This is a genomic window from Lachnoclostridium phytofermentans ISDg (genome assembly GCF_000018685.1).
GTDB classification, from domain to species: domain Bacteria; phylum Bacillota; class Clostridia; order Lachnospirales; family Lachnospiraceae; genus Lachnoclostridium; species Lachnoclostridium phytofermentans.
In genome coordinates this window covers 3,044,039-3,062,067 of sequence record NC_010001.1, presented here as the reverse complement: position 1 = coordinate 3,062,067, position 18,029 = coordinate 3,044,039, and the positions used below count along the sequence as shown (strand labels likewise).

16 protein-coding genes are annotated in these 18,029 nt (G+C 36.4%); all 16 read left to right on the top strand.

Going from position 1 to position 18,029, the window contains the following annotated elements; translation table 11 throughout:
• The first annotated feature begins 20 nt into the window (after positions 1-20).
• The 16 genes from priA to CPHY_RS12790 all read left to right on the top strand — a co-directional run bounded on the left by priA (position 21) and on the right by CPHY_RS12790 (position 17,878).
• A complete protein-coding gene (priA, locus tag CPHY_RS12865) occupies positions 21-2,399 on the top strand; it encodes a replication restart helicase PriA (RefSeq protein ID WP_012200507.1) in 2,379 nt (792 codons plus the stop codon).
• 16 nt (positions 2,400-2,415) lie between these two features.
• Positions 2,416-2,907 (top strand): peptide deformylase, encoded by a 492-nt coding sequence (gene def, locus CPHY_RS12860; protein WP_012200506.1) that lies wholly within the window; start codon positions 2,416-2,418, stop codon positions 2,905-2,907.
• An 11-nt stretch (positions 2,908-2,918) separates the two neighbouring features.
• Positions 2,919-3,878: a methionyl-tRNA formyltransferase gene (gene fmt, locus CPHY_RS12855; protein WP_012200505.1), complete on the top strand. Its 960-nt coding sequence runs from the start codon at positions 2,919-2,921 to the stop codon at positions 3,876-3,878.
• A gap of 340 nt (positions 3,879-4,218) precedes the next feature.
• Positions 4,219-4,944 (top strand): zinc metallopeptidase, encoded by a 726-nt coding sequence (locus CPHY_RS12850; protein ID WP_012200504.1) that lies wholly within the window; start codon positions 4,219-4,221, stop codon positions 4,942-4,944.
• 21 nt (positions 4,945-4,965) lie between these two features.
• Positions 4,966-6,327: a 16S rRNA (cytosine(967)-C(5))-methyltransferase RsmB gene (gene rsmB / locus CPHY_RS12845; RefSeq protein WP_012200503.1), complete on the top strand. Its 1,362-nt coding sequence runs from the start codon at positions 4,966-4,968 to the stop codon at positions 6,325-6,327.
• 129 nt (positions 6,328-6,456) lie between these two features.
• The gene (gene rlmN, locus CPHY_RS12840; RefSeq protein WP_012200502.1) at positions 6,457-7,527 is read left to right on the top strand and encodes a 23S rRNA (adenine(2503)-C(2))-methyltransferase RlmN; all 1,071 of its coding nucleotides are present in this window, start codon (positions 6,457-6,459) and stop codon (positions 7,525-7,527) included.
• Between the two features lies 1 nt (position 7,528).
• On the top strand, positions 7,529-8,254 hold the full coding sequence (locus CPHY_RS12835; RefSeq protein WP_012200501.1) for a Stp1/IreP family PP2C-type Ser/Thr phosphatase: 726 nt from the start codon (positions 7,529-7,531) through the stop codon (positions 8,252-8,254).
• Between the two features lie 119 nt (positions 8,255-8,373).
• On the top strand, positions 8,374-10,521 hold the full coding sequence (gene pknB / locus CPHY_RS12830; protein WP_012200500.1) for a Stk1 family PASTA domain-containing Ser/Thr kinase: 2,148 nt from the start codon (positions 8,374-8,376) through the stop codon (positions 10,519-10,521).
• 92 nt (positions 10,522-10,613) lie between these two features.
• Positions 10,614-11,489 carry a ribosome small subunit-dependent GTPase A gene (gene rsgA / locus CPHY_RS12825; RefSeq protein ID WP_012200499.1) on the top strand — a complete coding sequence of 292 codons (876 nt, stop codon included), beginning with the start codon at positions 10,614-10,616 and terminating at the stop codon, positions 11,487-11,489.
• A gap of 317 nt (positions 11,490-11,806) precedes the next feature.
• On the top strand, positions 11,807-12,469 hold the full coding sequence (rpe, locus tag CPHY_RS12820) for a ribulose-phosphate 3-epimerase (RefSeq protein ID WP_012200498.1): 663 nt from the start codon (positions 11,807-11,809) through the stop codon (positions 12,467-12,469).
• A 177-nt stretch (positions 12,470-12,646) separates the two neighbouring features.
• Complete coding sequence (locus CPHY_RS12815) at positions 12,647-13,297, top strand: thiamine diphosphokinase (RefSeq protein ID WP_012200497.1); 651 nt, start codon at positions 12,647-12,649, stop codon at positions 13,295-13,297.
• A gap of 108 nt (positions 13,298-13,405) precedes the next feature.
• Positions 13,406-14,503 carry a redox-regulated ATPase YchF gene (gene ychF / locus CPHY_RS12810; RefSeq protein WP_012200496.1) on the top strand — a complete coding sequence of 366 codons (1,098 nt, stop codon included), beginning with the start codon at positions 13,406-13,408 and terminating at the stop codon, positions 14,501-14,503.
• 18 nt (positions 14,504-14,521) lie between these two features.
• The gene (gene lgt / locus CPHY_RS12805; protein ID WP_012200495.1) at positions 14,522-15,439 is read left to right on the top strand and encodes a prolipoprotein diacylglyceryl transferase; all 918 of its coding nucleotides are present in this window, start codon (positions 14,522-14,524) and stop codon (positions 15,437-15,439) included.
• A gap of 344 nt (positions 15,440-15,783) precedes the next feature.
• Complete coding sequence (gene mraZ, locus CPHY_RS12800) at positions 15,784-16,209, top strand: division/cell wall cluster transcriptional repressor MraZ (RefSeq protein WP_012200494.1); 426 nt, start codon at positions 15,784-15,786, stop codon at positions 16,207-16,209.
• Between the two features lie 50 nt (positions 16,210-16,259).
• Positions 16,260-17,213: a 16S rRNA (cytosine(1402)-N(4))-methyltransferase RsmH gene (gene rsmH / locus CPHY_RS12795; protein ID WP_012200493.1), complete on the top strand. Its 954-nt coding sequence runs from the start codon at positions 16,260-16,262 to the stop codon at positions 17,211-17,213.
• Positions 17,214-17,329: 116 nt separating this feature from the next.
• On the top strand, positions 17,330-17,878 hold the full coding sequence (locus tag CPHY_RS12790; RefSeq protein ID WP_012200492.1) for a septum formation initiator family protein: 549 nt from the start codon (positions 17,330-17,332) through the stop codon (positions 17,876-17,878).
• The last annotated feature ends 151 nt before the right edge of the window (positions 17,879-18,029 follow it).

The following is an 18,029-nucleotide window of genomic DNA, read 5'->3' as shown; positions in this document are numbered from 1 at the left end:
AAGGATGAAATTCGATAGGAATGCAATATGCAGATATTATAGTGGACATATCAGTAGAAAATCTGGATAAAACCTACCAATACAGCATACCGCCTGCTCTTTGTGCGGATGCTGTTATTGGCGTGCCAGTAACTATACCATTTGGCAATGGGAATCGTAGCATCAGTGGGTTTATTGTTGGACTATCTGATGTACCCAAGATTGCTCCAGAGAGAATAAAATCCATACTTGGAATTAAAGATAAAGGGCTACCAATCGAAGGACAGATGATAGCCCTTGCTGCATTTGTGAAAGAGCAATATGGCGGTACGATGAATGATGCCTTAAAGACAGTAATTCCAGTGAAAAAAAGTGTGAAGCAGATTGAAAAACGAATCGTATCGTCAGCTGTGTCAAAAGAAAAGTTACAGGACGCATATATTGAAGCGGAAAAGAAAAAGCATAAAGCGAAAGCAAGACTATTATTGGCTCTTATGAATAGCGAAGAAATTGAGTTTGAGGATATTGTCAATAAATTAAATATCTCAAGAACAACCATTAATTCCTTAAAGGAAAGTGGAATCATTCAAATTGAATCAGAGACAAAGTATCGTAATCCAATTGCTTCAAAGACGACGGATAGTTACAGTATCTCTTTAAATTATGAACAGCAAGAAATAGTGTCTAAGGTTTTAAAGGATTATGAAGAAGGGATACGAAAAACTTATTTAATCCACGGTATTACAGGCAGCGGTAAAACAGAAGTATATATGGGAATTATCGACCAAGTAATACAATCTGGTAGACAGGTTATTATGTTAATTCCTGAAATTGCGCTTACGTATCAGACTGTAGTACGTTTTTACAAAAGATTTGGTAATCGTATCTCTATTCTAAACTCTAAGATGTCTGCTGGAGAACGATACGATCAAATTGAACGAGCAAAAAATGGCGATATCGATATCATGATTGGTCCTAGGTCTGCTTTATTTACGCCGTTTAAAGACCTAGGTTTGATTATTATAGATGAAGAGCATGAAACAAGTTATAAAAGTGAGATGCCTCCGAAATATCATGCAAGAGAAGTGGCGATTAAGAGAGGCGAACTAAGCAATGCTTCCATCATCCTTGGTTCTGCAACCCCATCTCTGGAAGCATATAAAAAAGCAATGGACGGAGAATTTGAGCTATTTCATTTAACGAAAAGAGCAAAAGAAGCAAAAGTTCCGATGGTTTCCATTGTTGATTTAAAAGAAGAATTAAAGAAGAAAAACAAATCCATCTTTAGTGATCTGTTACGAAGCTTAATTGAAGATCGTTTAAGAAAAAAAGAACAGATTATGTTATTTTTAAACCGAAGAGGATACGCAGGTTTTGTGTCATGTCGAAGTTGTGGTACTGCAATGAAATGTCCTCATTGCGATATTTCCTTGACGGCACATAGTACTGGTGTGTTAAAATGTCATTATTGCGGATATGAAATTCCGACCCCAAACATTTGTCCGGTCTGTGGTTCTAAGTATATTGCTGCTTTTGGAACAGGAACGCAGAAAGTTGAGGCGATGGTATTAAAGGAATTTCCGACGGCTAGAGTTCTACGTATGGATGCGGATACTACGAAGAACAAACTAAGTTATGAAGAAATTTTAAGTTCATTTGCAAATGGTGAAGCAGATATCCTGATTGGAACTCAGATGATTGTAAAGGGGCATGATTTTGCCGGAGTAACTCTAGTGGGTATTTTAGCTGCGGATTTATCACTTTATGCAAATGATTATCGGGCAGCAGAGCGAACATTTCAGTTGTTAGCACAAGCAGCAGGTCGTGCAGGACGTGGTGAACTGATCGGAGAGGTTGTGATACAAACCTATCAACCAGAGCATTATGCAGTAACCACTGCGGCGACAGAAGATTATGTTGCTTTTTATGAGCAGGAGATGAATTACAGGCGTCTTATGAAGTATCCTCCTGCTGCGCACATTATGGCTATTTTGATTCAGTCAAAAGAGGAGGAAGTTGTTATCCTTGCAGCGGATCTTTTGGCTGGGGCAGTGAAAGAATGGTTAAAGGCGAAGGTAGAATTAATTAACCAAGATAAACCTGATGAACAAAATAAGTTTATTGAACAAGGAAAGTTTGAGTTCAAGGAACAAGATAAGTTCAAGGAACAAGGAAAAATTGAAAATTATTTGGAAAACAATGAGCAAGATGATAATAAGCCTAATATTAGTATTATCGGGCCTGCGCCTGCTGGAATTGCAAAAATGAATGATATTTATCGAAGAGTTTTATATCTAAAAGAAGAACAATATGAGTATCTTGTTGAAGTAAAGGACTTTTTAGAACAGTACATTACAGTTTCAGAGTATTTTAAAAAGTGTAATGTACAATTTGATTTTGATCCAATGAACAGTTATTAACGAAAGGAAGAATGACATGGCGAAAAGAAATATTAGAATAATGGGTGACAGTATTTTAAACAAGACCTCAAAGGTAATCGAGGAAGTAACACCAAAAATTGATACGTTAATCGATGATATGTTAGATACAATGTATGATGCGGGGGGCGTTGGATTAGCTGCTCCTCAGGTTGGTGTGTTAAAACGTTTGGTTGTGATTGATGTATCACTAGAAGGAAATGAACCAATAATATTAATTAATCCAGAGATTATATCTACCGATGGTGAGCAAACTGGAGATGAAGGCTGCCTTAGTTTACCTGGGAAAGCAGGTATCGTGACACGCCCAAATTATGTTAAAGTAAAAGCTTATGATCGTCATATGAAACCTTTTGAAGTAGAAGGTGAAGGCTTATTAGCTAGAGCGTTCTGTCACGAAATCGATCATTTAGATGGTATTTTATATGTTGAAAAAGTTAATGGTGAAGTACATGAAGTAACTAGTTATGATGAGGAAGAGGAAGAATAGGAGGGATGAGAATGAAAGCGGTCTATATGGGGACACCAGAGATAGCAGCAACGATTCTAGAAACACTGCTTTCTTCTGATATCGAAATAATAGGAGTAGTAACACAACCTGACAAGCCAAAGGGTAGAGGAAAAGAGATGGCATTTCCTCCAGTTAAGGAAGTTGCCTTAAAGCATCAAATTCCTGTTTACCAGCCAAGACGTGTGAAAGAACCTGAGTTTGTGGAACAACTAAAAGCCTTGGCTCCAGATATTATCTTAGTTGCAGCTTTTGGACAGATTTTATCTAAGGATATCTTAGAACTTCCGCCTTTCGGTTGTATTAATGTTCATGCGTCCTTATTACCAAAATATCGCGGTAGTGCACCGATTCAATGGGTTATCTTAAATGGAGAAGAAAAAACAGGTGTTACTATTATGAAGATGGATGTTGGTTGTGATACCGGTGATATGATTTTAAAAAAAGAAATTGATATCACAAAGGAAGAAACGGGTGGCAGTTTACATGATAAATTAGCGGTAATCGGCGGGGATGCTTTGTTGGAAGGGATTGAATTAATAAAAAATGGAACAGCCACATATACCAAGCAGGATGATTCCAATTCTACTTACATTAAAATGCTATCCAAAGAAATGGGTAAAATTGATTTTTCGAAAGATGCCGATTCGATAGAGAGAATGATTCGTGGACTAAATCCTTGGCCAAGCGCTTATACTTATTATAAGGGAAAGACCTTAAAGTTATGGAGTGCAGAGGTATCACATGACCCTGATATCATAAAAGACGCTGAAGAAGCAGAATTTGGTAGTATAGTAAGAGTTACAAAAGAAGCAATCTTTGTGAAAACTGGGGATAAGCTATTAAAAATTAACGAGCTTCAGTTAGAAGGAAAGAAGAAAATGTTAGCTGGCGAATTTTTACGTGGTTATCAAATAAATGCTGGCGATATCCTTGGAATAAACGAAAATTAGAAACTAAAACTAAAAGTAGCACCATAAAAAAACATGATGTGAATTATTTCATTTCGATGTAAAATTATTAGTTTGCCAAGATTCCTCACTATATCGATCAAAGAGATTATAGTATAATATAATCTTTAATGAAAAATTAATGAAGTTTTAAAAGTTTAGACACGAATCCATGGTATGATTTGGGGAGTACGAAGAGAATATCTAAGGCGCCAAAAGACGTCGCCTAAGAGATTTTAAAACTTCACATTGGTTCATGTATTGTTTGTGTCTGCGTTGCAACACAAACTTGATATGCATTGTCCTAAAAAAATACTAAGAGCAGCGCAGAAATGAGGTTACGATGTTAAATTTTTTATATTATGCATCACCGTTTTACGGATTTTATTTTGACCCTTATTACTGGATGATTATTGTAGGAGCCATCCTAAGTATTGCAGCATCCATGAAAGTGAAGTCTACATTTTCAAAATACAGTAAGGTTCGAAGTATGTCAGGAATGACTGGAGCAACAGCGGCAGAACGAATTTTGCATTCTGCAGGTATTTATGATGTACAGATACAAAGAGTGAGTGGAAGTTTAACAGATCATTATGATTCAAGAAGTAAGGTTCTTCGTTTATCAGATTCAGTATATGATAGTTCTTCCGTCGCAGCGATTGGTGTTGCAGCACATGAATGTGGCCATGCTATTCAAGATCAAAAAGGTTATGTTCCACTTAAGCTTAAATCTGCTATTGTACCAGTAGCAAACTTGGGCGCCACGTTATCTTGGCCATTGATTTTTGCTGGTATTATAATTGGTGGATCACAGACTTTAATTACCGTTGGTATTTTGGCGTTTTCTTTAGCTGTTATATTCCAATTAGTTACCTTACCAGTTGAGTTTAATGCATCAAGTAGAGCAGTTGCTGTATTATCGGATACAGGAATTTTATATGGAGATGAAATCAGAGATACGAAGAGAGTACTAGGTGCCGCAGCACTTACTTATGTTGCAAGTGCCGCTGCTTCTATCTTACAATTGTTGCGTTTGATTCTGCTATTTGGGAATAGAAGTAGAGATTAGTATAAATAAGAACGGAGAACTATGAACGCTAGAGAAATTGTACTTACGATGTGCCTTAAAATTAATGAGGATAAGCTTCCAAGTCACGTTGTAATCAATGAAACTTTAAAAAATTACAAAGACTTGAGTAAGCAAGACAGAGCCTTTATATCAAGGCTCTGCCTTGGGGTTTTAGAACAAAAACTAAGACTTGATTATGATTTGGAACGGTTTTCAAAGATTAAGGTGAAAAAGATGAAGCCTGTAATTCGAAATGTATTAAGAATTGCAGCGTACCAAATTGAATTTATGGAACAAATTCCAGATAGTGCAGCCTGCGATGAAGCGGTTAAGCTTGTAAAAAAACGAGGATTAGGTGGATTGTCTGGCTTCGTAAATGGGATATTAAGAAATCTTAGCAGAGAATTTCAAAAAGCAAATGGATTCGATATTAGTAAATTAAATGAAATAGAAAGGCTTTCCTATCAATACTCAATGCCCAAAGAGTTAGTGGAATTTTGGCTAAAAAGCTTTCGTAGAGAACAGGTTGAAGAAATGTTACAAGCTTTCTTAGAGCCAAAGGATACATCAATACGTATCAATGAAAGTAAAATTACTATCGATGAACTAGTAGATAATTTGGTAAAAGATGGAGTAGAGGTTCGTGACGGTGCGTATCTAACGAATGCCAAAAGAATTACTTCCTATAATTCATTGCCAGTGCTTGATAGTTTTCAAAAAGGATATTTTCAAGTTCAAGATGAAAGTTCTATGATGGTTGGGTTAATTGCTGGAATTAAGGCTGGAGACTATATCATTGATGTATGTGCTGCACCAGGCGGTAAAACCTTACATGCGGCCGATCTTCTTCTTGTGGCGGGTGGAGAAAAAAATCCTGGTCATGTGGATGCTAGAGATAAGACCGATAGAAAGGTTGCTTTAATTGAACAGAACTTAGAACGTATAGGATATCAAAATGTGTCTGTGAAAGTTTTCGATGCTTTGGTACCCGATGATTCAGTCAAAGAAAAAGCGGATATAATTTTAGCGGATCTCCCTTGCTCAGGCCTTGGTGTCATTGGAAAGAAACCAGATATTAAATACAATATGACGAAAGAAATGATGTCGGAACTGGCAAAATTGCAGAGAAACATCCTTACTGTTGTCGTTTCCTATTTAAAGCCTGGAGGAGTCTTAATATTTAGTACTTGTACAATAAATCCAGAAGAAAATGAGGACAATATACGATTTATTACGGAGACATTAAAATTACAACCAGAATCCATTGATACTTATCTACCAGAGAATTTACAGTGCGAAACATCAAAACAAGGCTATCTACAATTATTACCTAACAAATCCGGTGTAGATGGTTTCTTTATCTCAAGATTTAGAAAGGTTTAAGTGTGAAGAGAATTTCTAAGGCGCCAAAAGACGCCGCCTAAGAATTTCTAAAACTTCACACCTACTGCTAAGCGGGCATGGTTTTCTTTTAAACGATGCGCAAAGAATATGCGTGGGAATGGGGTAAAAATGCAAAGTATTACTGAAAAAATAGACATCAAAGCACTTACATTAGAAGAATTAAAAGCTAGTTTAAAAATCATTGGAGAAAAGGAATTCAGGGCAAAACAGATTTATGAGTGGCTCCATGTAAAGTTAGTAAGAGACTTCGAAGAGATGACGAATTTATCGAAAGAACTTCGAGCGAAACTTGCTTCAGAGTATGAGTTAATCTGTGTCAATGATTTAGAACGCTATGAATCAAAGATGGATGGAACTGTAAAATATTTATTTCGCTTATCAGATGGAAATGTAGTTGAATGCGTACTTATGAAATATCATCATGGAAACTCGGTTTGTATCTCATCTCAGGTAGGATGCCGTATGGGGTGCCGTTTCTGTGCATCTACTCTTGGCGGTCTTACAAGAAACTTAAAAACATCGGAAATGTTAGATGAAGTTTACCAGATACAAAGACTTTCTGGAGAGAGAGTGAGCAATATCGTAATTATGGGAACCGGAGAACCTATGGATAATTACGATAATTTCGTTAAGTTTATCCGTATGATTTCTTCTTCGGATGGTTTGAATATTTCACAAAGAAATATAACGGTTTCTACTTGTGGTATCGTTCCTAAGATGAGGGCTTTAGCAGAAGAGGGTTTTGCCATCACATTGGCATTGTCGTTACATGCTCCGAATGATGAAGAGAGAGCAAAGATAATGCCGGTTGCAAATAGTTATCAGTTACAAGATGTATTAAATGCGTGTGACTATTATTACGAAAAGACAGGGCGAAGAGTCAGTTATGAATACAGCCTCGTAGATGGTGTAAATGATACCGCAGCTTGTGCCAAAGAGCTTTCTAGACTCTTAAAAGGTAAAAATTGTCACGTAAATCTAATACCGGTGAACCCTATAAAAGAGAGAGATTACAAGCGTTCCACGGGGAATAACATACAAAATTTCAAAAATATACTTGAAAAAAATAGAATTAATGTTACTATTAGAAGAGAAATGGGCTCAGATATTAATGCAGCTTGTGGACAATTGAGAAAGAGCTATACAGATAAGACAATGGTACAGGAGGTGAATCTATAGGATGAACACATATTCTATAACTGACATCGGTCTAAAGAGGGAGAGCAACCAAGATTATGTCTATTGTAATGAGTGTTCGGTTGGAGCACTTCCAAACCTGTTTATCGTAGCTGATGGTATGGGTGGACATAACGCCGGTGATTTTGCTTCTCGTTATTGTGTGGAAGAAATGGTAAAACTCATTGGGGAAAGTGAAGAGAAGACTGTAATTGGTATGTTGGATACTGCTGTTGCAAAAACCAATGAGTTACTATTAAAGCAAGCTAGAGAGCAAACTGGTTTAGAAGGAATGGGAACTACGTTAGTTATAGCAACAATCATGGATCAATTAATGTACGTAGCCAACATTGGAGACAGCAGGTTATACTTAATAAATGATACAATAAAGCAGATTACAGAAGACCATTCCTTAGTTGAGGAAATGGTAAAGACAGGCGAGATAAAACGAAGTGAAGCTAGATTCCATCCAAAGAAAAATGTTATAACAAGAGCGGTGGGAGCAAGCCTTACTGTCGTACCTGATTTTTTTGAAGTTAGTGTAAAATCTCGAGATATCATTCTATTATGTTCTGATGGATTGTCGAACATGCTCGAGGATGAAGAAATCCTTGCAATTATTAGAAGTAATGAAGACGATCTAGAGGCATCTGGGAAAGAGTTAGTGAAGAGAGCGAATGAAAATGGTGGTAAAGATAATATTGCTGTCATTTTGATCCGTCTTGATTAAGCACATAGGAAGATGCATTGAGGGATGTAATTAAAAGGAGAGAAGAGAGGCATTTTTACATAAGCTTGTTTGTTTCAGCAGACATTTTTGTGTAGCCGGAAAGGTAAAAGGTATATAAAATGATTAAACCTGGAATGTTTATCAGTGACAGATATGAAATTGTAGACAGAGTTGGTTCTGGAGGAATGGCGGATGTTTACAAAGCAAAATGTCATCGGTTAAATCGATATGTAGCAATTAAAATATTGAAACCGGAATATTCAAGTGATAAGAATTTTGTAACGAAATTCCGTGGAGAAGCTCAATCTGTAGCGGGCTTATCTCATCCGAACATAGTAAATGTCTATGATGTAGGTGATGACGATGGATTATATTATATCGTTATGGAGCTTGTGGAAGGAATTACGTTAAAGAAATTTATTGAACGTAAAGGAAAGTTAGAAGTAAAAGAGGCAGTTGGAATTGCGATTCAGATAGCGCAAGGTATGGAGGCTGCTCATGACAATCACATTATTCATAGGGATATTAAACCACAGAATATCATTATATCCAGAGATGGTAAAGTAAAAGTAACAGACTTTGGTATAGCTAAGGCTGCATCTACGAATACTGTTACTCAGAATGCGATTGGTTCTGTTCATTATTTATCACCAGAACAGGCAAGAGGCGGATACAGCGATGAGAGAAGTGATATCTATTCTCTTGGTGTAACAATGTATGAAATGTTAAGTGGTGAAGTACCATTTGCAGGAGACAATACGGTATCCGTTGCACTTCTTCATATTCAAGGAGAGGCTACCCCTCTTCGTGAATTAAATCCAGATGTACCGGTAAGTCTTGAGAGAATTGTACAAAAATGTATGCAGAAGAAGCCAGAGAGAAGATATATATCTGCTTCTGAATTAATCAGTGACTTAAAACGCTCTATCATAAATAAAGATGGAGATTATGTAGTTATTAATAATGGTGTAGTTAGTGATTCTCCAACCATCACTTTATCAGATGATGAGATGAATCATATTAAAAGTGCCGCTAAAACACCAGTAACATTTATTGATAACAATGCAAAGGATAAGGGAACAAAAAAAGTTTCCAAAGAGGAAGAAGAGGAACTTGATTCCGTAGACTCAAAAATGGAGAAAGTACTCATTATCTCCATGATAGCGGCAGCTGTTTTGGTAGGCTGTACGGTATTATTTATTGTAGCGCGTTTCTTTAATATATTTGATTGGGGCAAGGGCAATAAGGATACAGATATTACTCCAGTACCATCCATTACTGTAACTGTTTCACCAGAACCAACAGAAGAGCCAGTAGCTGATCTTGTAAAAGTTCCAGAGGTAAGAGGCCTTGATAGAGACACAGCAATTAGTAGTCTTACGCTTGCATCACGTTTATTTAATGTCACGTTGGCGGATGAAAAAGAATACTCAGATGAGTATGAAGAAGGCTTAGTTATGAATCAAAATTATCCTGCTGGTACTGAGATTCCATCGAATTCAACAATTATCTTAACCATTAGTGCTGGTGCTCAACCTGTTGAATTAATCGATGTTTATAATCGAAGTTACGAACAAGCAAGGAAACAATTAGAAGACTTAGGTTTTAAGGTGGAACGTAAAGATGAGGCAAATAGTGATATAGGTGCTGAATTCGTTATCCGGACAACTCCAGAAAGAGCGACAGATCCTAAGAATCCAGTCATGTTAAAGAAAGGTTCCACGGTAACTTTAGTAGTAAGTACAGGACCGGATGTAAGTGCGTTAAAAAAAGTACCAAATCTACTTGGTAAGACGGAAGAACAGGCAAAACAAGCATTATTAGAAGCAGGTCTTCAAAAAGGAGTAACTTCCAATATTCCAAGTTCTGAATATGCAAAGGGAGCTGTATGCTATCAGAATACAACAGCTGGAGAATTAGTAACAGCAGATACTAAAATTGATATCTCTATTAGTACTGGTGTTGAAAGTACACCAACTCCTGACGTTTCACTTCCTGATGAATATGGCTATTTTGGAAAAGTTACAATTACAGAAAATCCGTTTGAAGAAGGCGAATCAGGTGATGTTTATCTTGAGCTTGAGCAAGATGGAGAATCAATGCTGATTATGCAAAAATATTTGTCGTATGATGATTTTCCAAAAGCGTTAAAAAATATTAAAGTGGAAGGTATACGAGAAGGTGATGGTATCGTAAGAATGTATATTGACGATGTACCGTACGGCAGTTCTTGGAGCGTATTCCTAAGCGCAGAGAAGAAAAAGTAAAACTATGTTTCTAAAAAAAGATAAGTACCTGCGTTACTCTCGTCATAAACATAAGATACGCAGAAAGTATGCGGTGGAATGAGGAAAAATTAATGATTGGTAAAATAATCAGAGGTATTGCAGGTTTTTACTATGTTTATATTGAAGGTTTCGGAGAATACGAATGTAAAGCAAAAGGTATTTTCCGAAACCGGAAAATAAAACCTCTCGTCGGTGACGATGTCGAGGTTGAGATTCTTGATAAAGATTCAAAAACAGGAAATATTGTTGATATCTTAGAACGGAAAAGTGAGTTAATACGTCCGGCAGTTGCAAATATTGATCAAGCAATGATTATATTTGCAGTATCAGATCCGGCACCAAATTATAACTTGCTTGACCGTTTTTTGGTCATGATGGAGCAACAAGGGATTCAAACGATTATTTGCTTTAACAAAATGGACAAGGCAGAGGAAGAAGAAAGAAAAAAAGTAGAGGAAGTTTATCGAAACACAGGATATCAAATCCTTTTCACAAATGCATTAGCAGGGGATATTGAAGAAGTTAAGGCTGTTCTTAGAGGTAAATCAACAGCACTTGCTGGTCCTTCCGGTGTTGGAAAGTCATCTCTCACGAATCGACTTCAGTCAAAAGTATCCATGCAGACTGGACAGATATCAGAAAAAATAAAGCGTGGTAAGCATACCACAAGACACTCTGAGTTAATTTATATGGAGGAACACACGTATTTATTAGATACTCCAGGATTTAGCTCACTTTATTTAAAAGACATTGAGAAAGAAGTGTTACAAACCTTTTTTCCAGAGTTTGATCATTATTTAGGACAATGTCGTTTTAATGGCTGTGCGCATATCAATGAGCCGGACTGTGCGGTAAAAGAAGCACTTAGTGAAGGCAAGATAAGCGAAAGCAGATATGAAAACTATAAGTTATTATTCGAAGAATTAAAGAATCAGAAAAAATATTAATATAGTGTGAAGTGTGAAGTGTGAAGAGAATTTCTAAGGCGCCAAAAGACGCCGCCTAAGAAATTCTAAAACTTCACACTGGAAGAATAAAAATGAAATCCATTGGAATTTCATTTTTATTCTTCCGGCCTACTACTAAATAGGCACAGTGTGAAGAGAATTTCTAAGGCGCCAAAAGACGCCGCCTAATAAATTCTAAAACTTCACACAGATGAATAAAAATGAAATCCATCGGAATTTCATTTTCATTCTTTCTGGTTTTATTAGATACACAGAATAACACACGCATAAATGCGTGACAGAAAAGAGGAAAAAATATGTATCATTTATCACCCTCAATCCTAGCAGCAGATTTTAGTGCTTTAGGCGAGAATATTAGAAAGGCGGAGGAAGCAGGAGCAACTTATCTGCATTTGGATGTTATGGATGGGAATTTTGTCCCTAGCATTTCATTTGGTATGCCGGTAATAACTTCTCTACGTGATAAATCTTCCATGGTATTTGATGTGCACTTAATGATCGAAGAGCCCATTCGTTATATCGAGGATTTTGCAAAAGCAGGTGCTGATATTATTACGGTACATGCAGAGAGTTGTAAACATCTTCATCGCACAGTGACTGCAGTGAAGGAGCTTGGAAAAAAGGTTGGTGTTGCATTAAACCCAAGTACACCATTATCCGTCCTTGATTATATCTTACCAGAACTTGATATGGTGTTAATCATGTCAGTTAATCCAGGCTTTGGAGGTCAGAAATTTATCCCCTCAACACTTCAAAAATTAAGAGACCTAAAGAAGATGGCGAATGATTTAAACGTTACGATTGACATTGAGGTAGACGGTGGAGTAACCTTAGAAAATGTATCGGAAATCATGGAAGCTGGTGCTAATGTATTAGTTGCCGGAACTTCTGTTTTCCGTGGTGATATAGAAAAGAACGTAGAAGGATTTCTTAATATATTTCAAACTAATCAGAAATAGGTAATAGTTAAATAGGCAATATTTAAATGGATAATAGTTAAATAGGTAGTATATAAATGAGTAATGTGTAAATAAAAATTGGATAAATACATTTTATTTTATGCAATCCTATGAGTAATAAAAGTTTTAGTTTTCATCAAAATAGAGGTGAAAGCATCAACATGGAGGTTCGTTAATATGAAAGCTCTCATCATTGCGGGTGGAGAATTTTCACCAGAAGTTGCGATGAAAACTTTAGAAGAAGGTTCTTTTGACCGAATAATAGCAATTGATAACGGGTTATCTTATCTTCATAATCTTAAGATAACTCCGACTCATATCGTAGGTGATTTTGATACAGTCTCCCAGGAGTTGCTAAAAGAGTATCAAGAGGAATCTAAAGTAAAGATAGTAACTTTATGTCCTGAAAAAGATGCAACTGATACAGAGGTTGCGGTAGATTTAGCTGTAGAAGAAGGATGTAAGAGTATTTTCATTCTTGGAGCAACAGGAGGTCGTTTTGACCATACCCTTGCGAATCTTCATATGCTATATAAATTATTATGTCAGGGGATACAAGCTTATCTAATAGATAAAAATAATAAAATATACCTGATAAAGGAAAGCATTACGCTTCTTGCTAATGAGGTGAAATCAACTTATGTTTCCTTACTTCCTTTTACGGAAGAAGTCACAGAAGTAACACTTCTCGGGTTTAAGTACCCACTTACGAACTATCACTTAACGCAAGGGACCAGTATCGGTGTCAGTAATGAAATCATAGAAGCAAAAGCACAGATTTTATTTGATAAGGGAGTTCTTATCGTAGTTGAGTCGAAGGATACTTAAGAAAGAAATGCAAAATATATTTATTCATTATAAGAAAAAGTTCGCGATGGATTTTATTTTCTTGAATAAATTTCACTAGAAAAACAAATGAAAGGTATAGGTAATAAAATGAAACTTGGTATTGTTGGTTTACCAAACGTAGGGAAAAGTACATTATTTAATTCTTTAACAAAGGCAGGAGCGGAATCTGCAAACTATCCGTTCTGTACGATTGACCCCAATATAGGTATCGTTCCGGTTCCAGATGTGCGTCTTAAAGTTTTATCTGATTTATATAATTCTGAAAAGATTTTACCAGCTGCAATTGAGTTTGTAGATATTGCAGGATTAGTAAAAGGTGCATCAAAAGGAGAGGGACTTGGTAATCAGTTCTTATCGAATATTCGTGAAGTAGATGCTATTGTACATGTTGTTCGTTGTTTTGAAGATGGTAACATTATTCATGTGGATGGATCTGTTGATCCTTTACGTGATATCGAGACTATTAATTTAGAATTAATTTTCTCTGATCTTGAAATTTTAGAGAGAAGAAATAGTAAGGTAGTAAAAGGTGCTAAAAATGATAAGTTGTTAGCAAAAGAAGCTGAATTGTTAACAAGATTGAAAGCACATCTTGAGGACGGAAAACTAGCAAAAGGTTTTGTAACAGAGGATGAAGAAGAATTAGAGATGTTATCTTCTTATAATTTATTAACCTATAAACCGGTAATTTATGCTGCGAATGTAAAAGACGATGAACTTGCAGATGATGCAAAGGATAATCAATTTGTTGGACAGGTACGTGAGTTCGCAAAAAATGAAAACTCAGAAGTTTTTGTTATTTGTGCTCAGATTGAACAAGAAATCGCAGAGCTTGATGATGATGAAAAGAAAATGTTCTTAGAAGAACTTGGATTAACTGAGTCAGGTTTGGAGAAACTAATTCGTGCAAGTTATCATATCTTAGGATTGATTAGTTATCTAACCGCAGGTCCAAAGGAAACAAGAGCATGGACTATTACGAAGGGAATGAAGGCGCCACAGGCAGCTGGAAAAATTCATACCGATTTTGAACGTGGATTTATTCGTGCAGAGATTGTAAGCTATGATAACTTAGTGGGATGCGGCAGTTTTAATTCAGCTAAGGAGAAGGGATTAGTTCGTTCTGAAGGCAAGGAGTATGTAGTTCAGGATGGAGATGTAGTATTATTCCGTTTCAATGTATAAGGAAAGTGGTGACGATCGTTGCAAAAATCAGACATACTGTTTCAAAAATTGGGTATAGGATTTCATAATCTAGGAACAGGAATTAAAATATTTGGTATTGATATTGCTTTTTATGGGATGGTAATTGCGCTTGGTATGGTGCTCGGCGTTTTGCTTGCACAATGGCAAGCAAAGAGGACTGGACAAAATCCCGAAACTTACCTTGATTTTGCTCTCTATGCAATTATCATATCTGTCATTGGAGCAAGGCTTTATTATGTAATTTTCAGCTGGTCTGATTATAAAGATAATCTTTTAAGTGTTTTTGATATCCGCAGTGGTGGTTTAGCGATTTATGGCGGAGTCATTGCTGGTGCACTAACTGGAATCATATATTGTAAGGCAAAAAAGATACACTTTGGATTATTAGCAGATACTAGTATCTTTGGTTTATTAATAGGACAAATTATAGGACGATGGGGAAATTTCTTTAATCGCGAAGCGTTTGGTATGTATTATGATGGATTGTTATCAATGCAAATAAACTTAAAACATGTTGGTGGAGATTATACAAGGTCACTACAAAGTTTAACCACCCAATATGCAGGTAAACCTGAGGCATTAAAACGCATCCTGGAAATTAGAGATAATACCAAGTGGATTGGTGGTACTGAATATATTTCAGTTCATCCAACATTTTTATATGAATCTGTATGGAACCTGTGTTTATTAATTTTTCTTATTTTCTACTCAAAACATAAGAAGTTTGATGGAGAACTTGTAACAATATATTTGTTAGGATATGGACTTGGTCGTTTTTGGATTGAAGGGTTACGTACCGATCAACTATTCTTATGGGGTTCCCCACTTGCGGTTTCACAGCTTCTTTCTGGTGCACTAGTAGTAATAGCGGGTTTGTTCCTTTTGATAAAAAGAGTGCGTCTAAAAAAATCATAGATAAAAATAGAGCAAATTACAATTATGCTCATGGTTGAAGAAAGCGATTTTTTAAAGAAAATTGAAAGAATTTAAAGGTTCTTAAGAAAAGCGTAAGCTTATGTTCGATTCTTTAGGCTAGATATAGTTAAAAAATGATAGAAACGTTAGGATTCTATCAACATATAGTATAGGTCAAAAAGTGGCGGAAACACTGGAAAATAAGGTGTTTCCGCCACTTTATTTTTTGAATTAAGGCTTGATTTTTTCAAAAAAGTGGGGTAGAATGTATTCATAAGTGGTACAAAGTGGTGAAAAGTAGTTTAAAGTGGTACGAAGTGGAGAAAAAATGGTAGGTGATGAGCATGTTCATGGGGGAATATAATCATATAATTGATGCCAAGGGCAGAATCATCGTACCTTCCAAATTTAGGGATTCTCTCGGAGAACACTTTGTTGTAACCGTAGGTTTGGATGGTTGTTTATTTGTGTATCCAAACGAAGAATGGCAACATTTTGTAGAACAACTGAAAAATCTTCCAGGAAATAAGGAAGCCAGACAGTTACAACGTTACTTTATGGCAGGTGCAGCTGATTGCGAAGTGGACAAACAGGGTAGAATACTAATACCAGGTAACTTAAGGCAGCATGCCGGACTCGATAAAGATATCGTGTTTGTAGGTGTTTTAAGCAAAATCGAAATCTGGAGTAAAGAACGTTGGGAAAGCAATAGCTACGACAATATGGATGAGATTGCAGATCATATGTCCGAGTTTGGCTTAAGCTTTTAGTAGGTAAACCTTTAAAAAAGGACAACCTCTAAAGAAGATGGGAGTAAAACATGAGTTTAGAAGAAAAAGAATTTAAGCATATTTCTGTTTTATTACAGGAAACCATAGATAGCTTGAACATAAAGCCAGATGGTATTTATGTGGATGGTACATTAGGCGGTGGTGGACATGCTTATGAAGTATTAAAGCGTCTTTCTCCGAAAGGAAGATATATTGGGATTGATCAAGATGAAGATGCTATTGCAGCAGCAGGGAAGAGACTTTCGGAATTCTCTGATCAAGTTACAATTGTTAGAAGTAACTACTGCAATATGAAGCAGGTGCTGAAAGATTTAGGAATCGATAAGGTGGATGGTATATTACTTGACCTTGGAGTTTCTTCTTATCAACTTGATACTCCGGAGCGTGGATTTTCTTATAGAGAGAATGCGCCTCTTGATATGAGAATGGATAACCGTAATTCGCTAACTGCAAGAGATATTGTGAATGAATACAGTGAGCAAGAAATCTATCGCATCATTAGGGATTATGGTGAAGATAAGTTTGCAAAAAACATTGCAAAGCATATAGTACGAATGAGAAGTGAGAAGCCACTTGAAACTACGGATGAATTGACGGAAGCTATAAAAGCGGCAATTCCGATGAAGATTCGGATGAATACCGGACATCCAGCCAAAAAAACCTTTCAGGCGATTCGAATCGAGCTTAATCATGAACTTGAGGTATTAACCAATACCTTAGAAGATATGATTGATTTACTGAAAGAGGACGGTAGATTGAGCATTATCACCTTTCATTCCTTAGAAGATAGAATTGTGAAAGCAGCATTTCGTAAGAATGAAAATCCTTGTGTGTGCCCTCCAAACTTTCCAGTTTGTGTATGTAATAGAAAGCCAAAAGGAATTCATATTACGAAGAAACCAATCCTACCAAGTGAACAGGAATTGGAATATAACAAAAGATCTAAGAGTGCTAAGCTTAGGGTATTTGAAAAACATGAATAGAACCGATAAGTTGCCAAAGAAAGAGGAAAGAAATTTTAAAAAAGATATCTTTCTCTTCGAATATGCGCATAGCATGCGCAATCATGGAGGAAAAATGATGAAAGTGAGGAGTCAGCATGGACGCGAAAAAAAGACAATATTATAATCAAACCTCCTATGTATCAGGAAGTACTGCACGCAAATTATCGGTAGCACCGGAACGAGATTATAATCGTTATGAAGAACCACTAAGAAGAGAGCCTAGGGTACCGCAGAGAACACCAAATAATCAACCGAAGAGTAGGCCAAGTAGAAAACCTAGAGTTACTCGTGGGATTGACTTTATATCCATGACCTTTTTGACCTTAGCAATTGTAGCTACACTTTATTCTTGCTTTAGCTATTTAGAAGCACAATCAAAGAGCGTGCAATTGGATAAGCAGGTAGTTTCGTTAACCAATCAATTAACAAAACTTAAGGATAAGAATGATGCAGTAGAAGCAAGTATAAGACCAGAGGTAGACTTAAACGAAGTTTATCGTATTGCTGTTTCTGAGCTTGGTATGGTTCATCCAAATCATAATGAAATCATTCCGTATAAAGATAGTGAGACGGGATACGTAAGACAACATAAGGATATACCGGATGCAGAGACGGGATCATTATTAGACCGTATCTTGCCTTAAAGATAGAAAGCGAGCAAGTGGGAAACGACAATGCGCATTTGACTAAATTATCAAAGCGGGTGGCGTACTGCTTGCTTTTTAATTTTTCAGGTTATGGGCAAGTAGCATAAGCAGATCGCGAATATCCGCTTTGATTAGAGTTTTGGAATCT

Bases quoted from the DNA above. Each gene is read 5' to 3' on its own strand.
- priA (WP_012200507.1), top strand. From the start codon at position 21: ATGCAATATGCAGATATTATAGTGGACATATCAGTAGAAAATCTGGAT.
- def (WP_012200506.1), top strand. From the start codon at position 2,416: ATGGCGAAAAGAAATATTAGAATAATGGGTGACAGTATTTTAAACAAG.
- fmt (WP_012200505.1), top strand. From the start codon at position 2,919: ATGAAAGCGGTCTATATGGGGACACCAGAGATAGCAGCAACGATTCTA.
- CPHY_RS12850 (WP_012200504.1), top strand. From the start codon at position 4,219: ATGTTAAATTTTTTATATTATGCATCACCGTTTTACGGATTTTATTTT.
- rsmB (WP_012200503.1), top strand. From the start codon at position 4,966: ATGAACGCTAGAGAAATTGTACTTACGATGTGCCTTAAAATTAATGAG.
- rlmN (WP_012200502.1), top strand. From the start codon at position 6,457: ATGCAAAGTATTACTGAAAAAATAGACATCAAAGCACTTACATTAGAA.
- CPHY_RS12835 (WP_012200501.1), top strand. From the start codon at position 7,529: ATGAACACATATTCTATAACTGACATCGGTCTAAAGAGGGAGAGCAAC.
- pknB (WP_012200500.1), top strand. From the start codon at position 8,374: ATGATTAAACCTGGAATGTTTATCAGTGACAGATATGAAATTGTAGAC.
- rsgA (WP_012200499.1), top strand. From the start codon at position 10,614: ATGATTGGTAAAATAATCAGAGGTATTGCAGGTTTTTACTATGTTTAT.
- rpe (WP_012200498.1), top strand. From the start codon at position 11,807: ATGTATCATTTATCACCCTCAATCCTAGCAGCAGATTTTAGTGCTTTA.
- CPHY_RS12815 (WP_012200497.1), top strand. From the start codon at position 12,647: ATGAAAGCTCTCATCATTGCGGGTGGAGAATTTTCACCAGAAGTTGCG.
- ychF (WP_012200496.1), top strand. From the start codon at position 13,406: ATGAAACTTGGTATTGTTGGTTTACCAAACGTAGGGAAAAGTACATTA.
- mraZ (WP_012200494.1), top strand. From the start codon at position 15,784: ATGTTCATGGGGGAATATAATCATATAATTGATGCCAAGGGCAGAATC.
- rsmH (WP_012200493.1), top strand. From the start codon at position 16,260: ATGAGTTTAGAAGAAAAAGAATTTAAGCATATTTCTGTTTTATTACAG.
- CPHY_RS12790 (WP_012200492.1), top strand. From the start codon at position 17,330: ATGGACGCGAAAAAAAGACAATATTATAATCAAACCTCCTATGTATCA.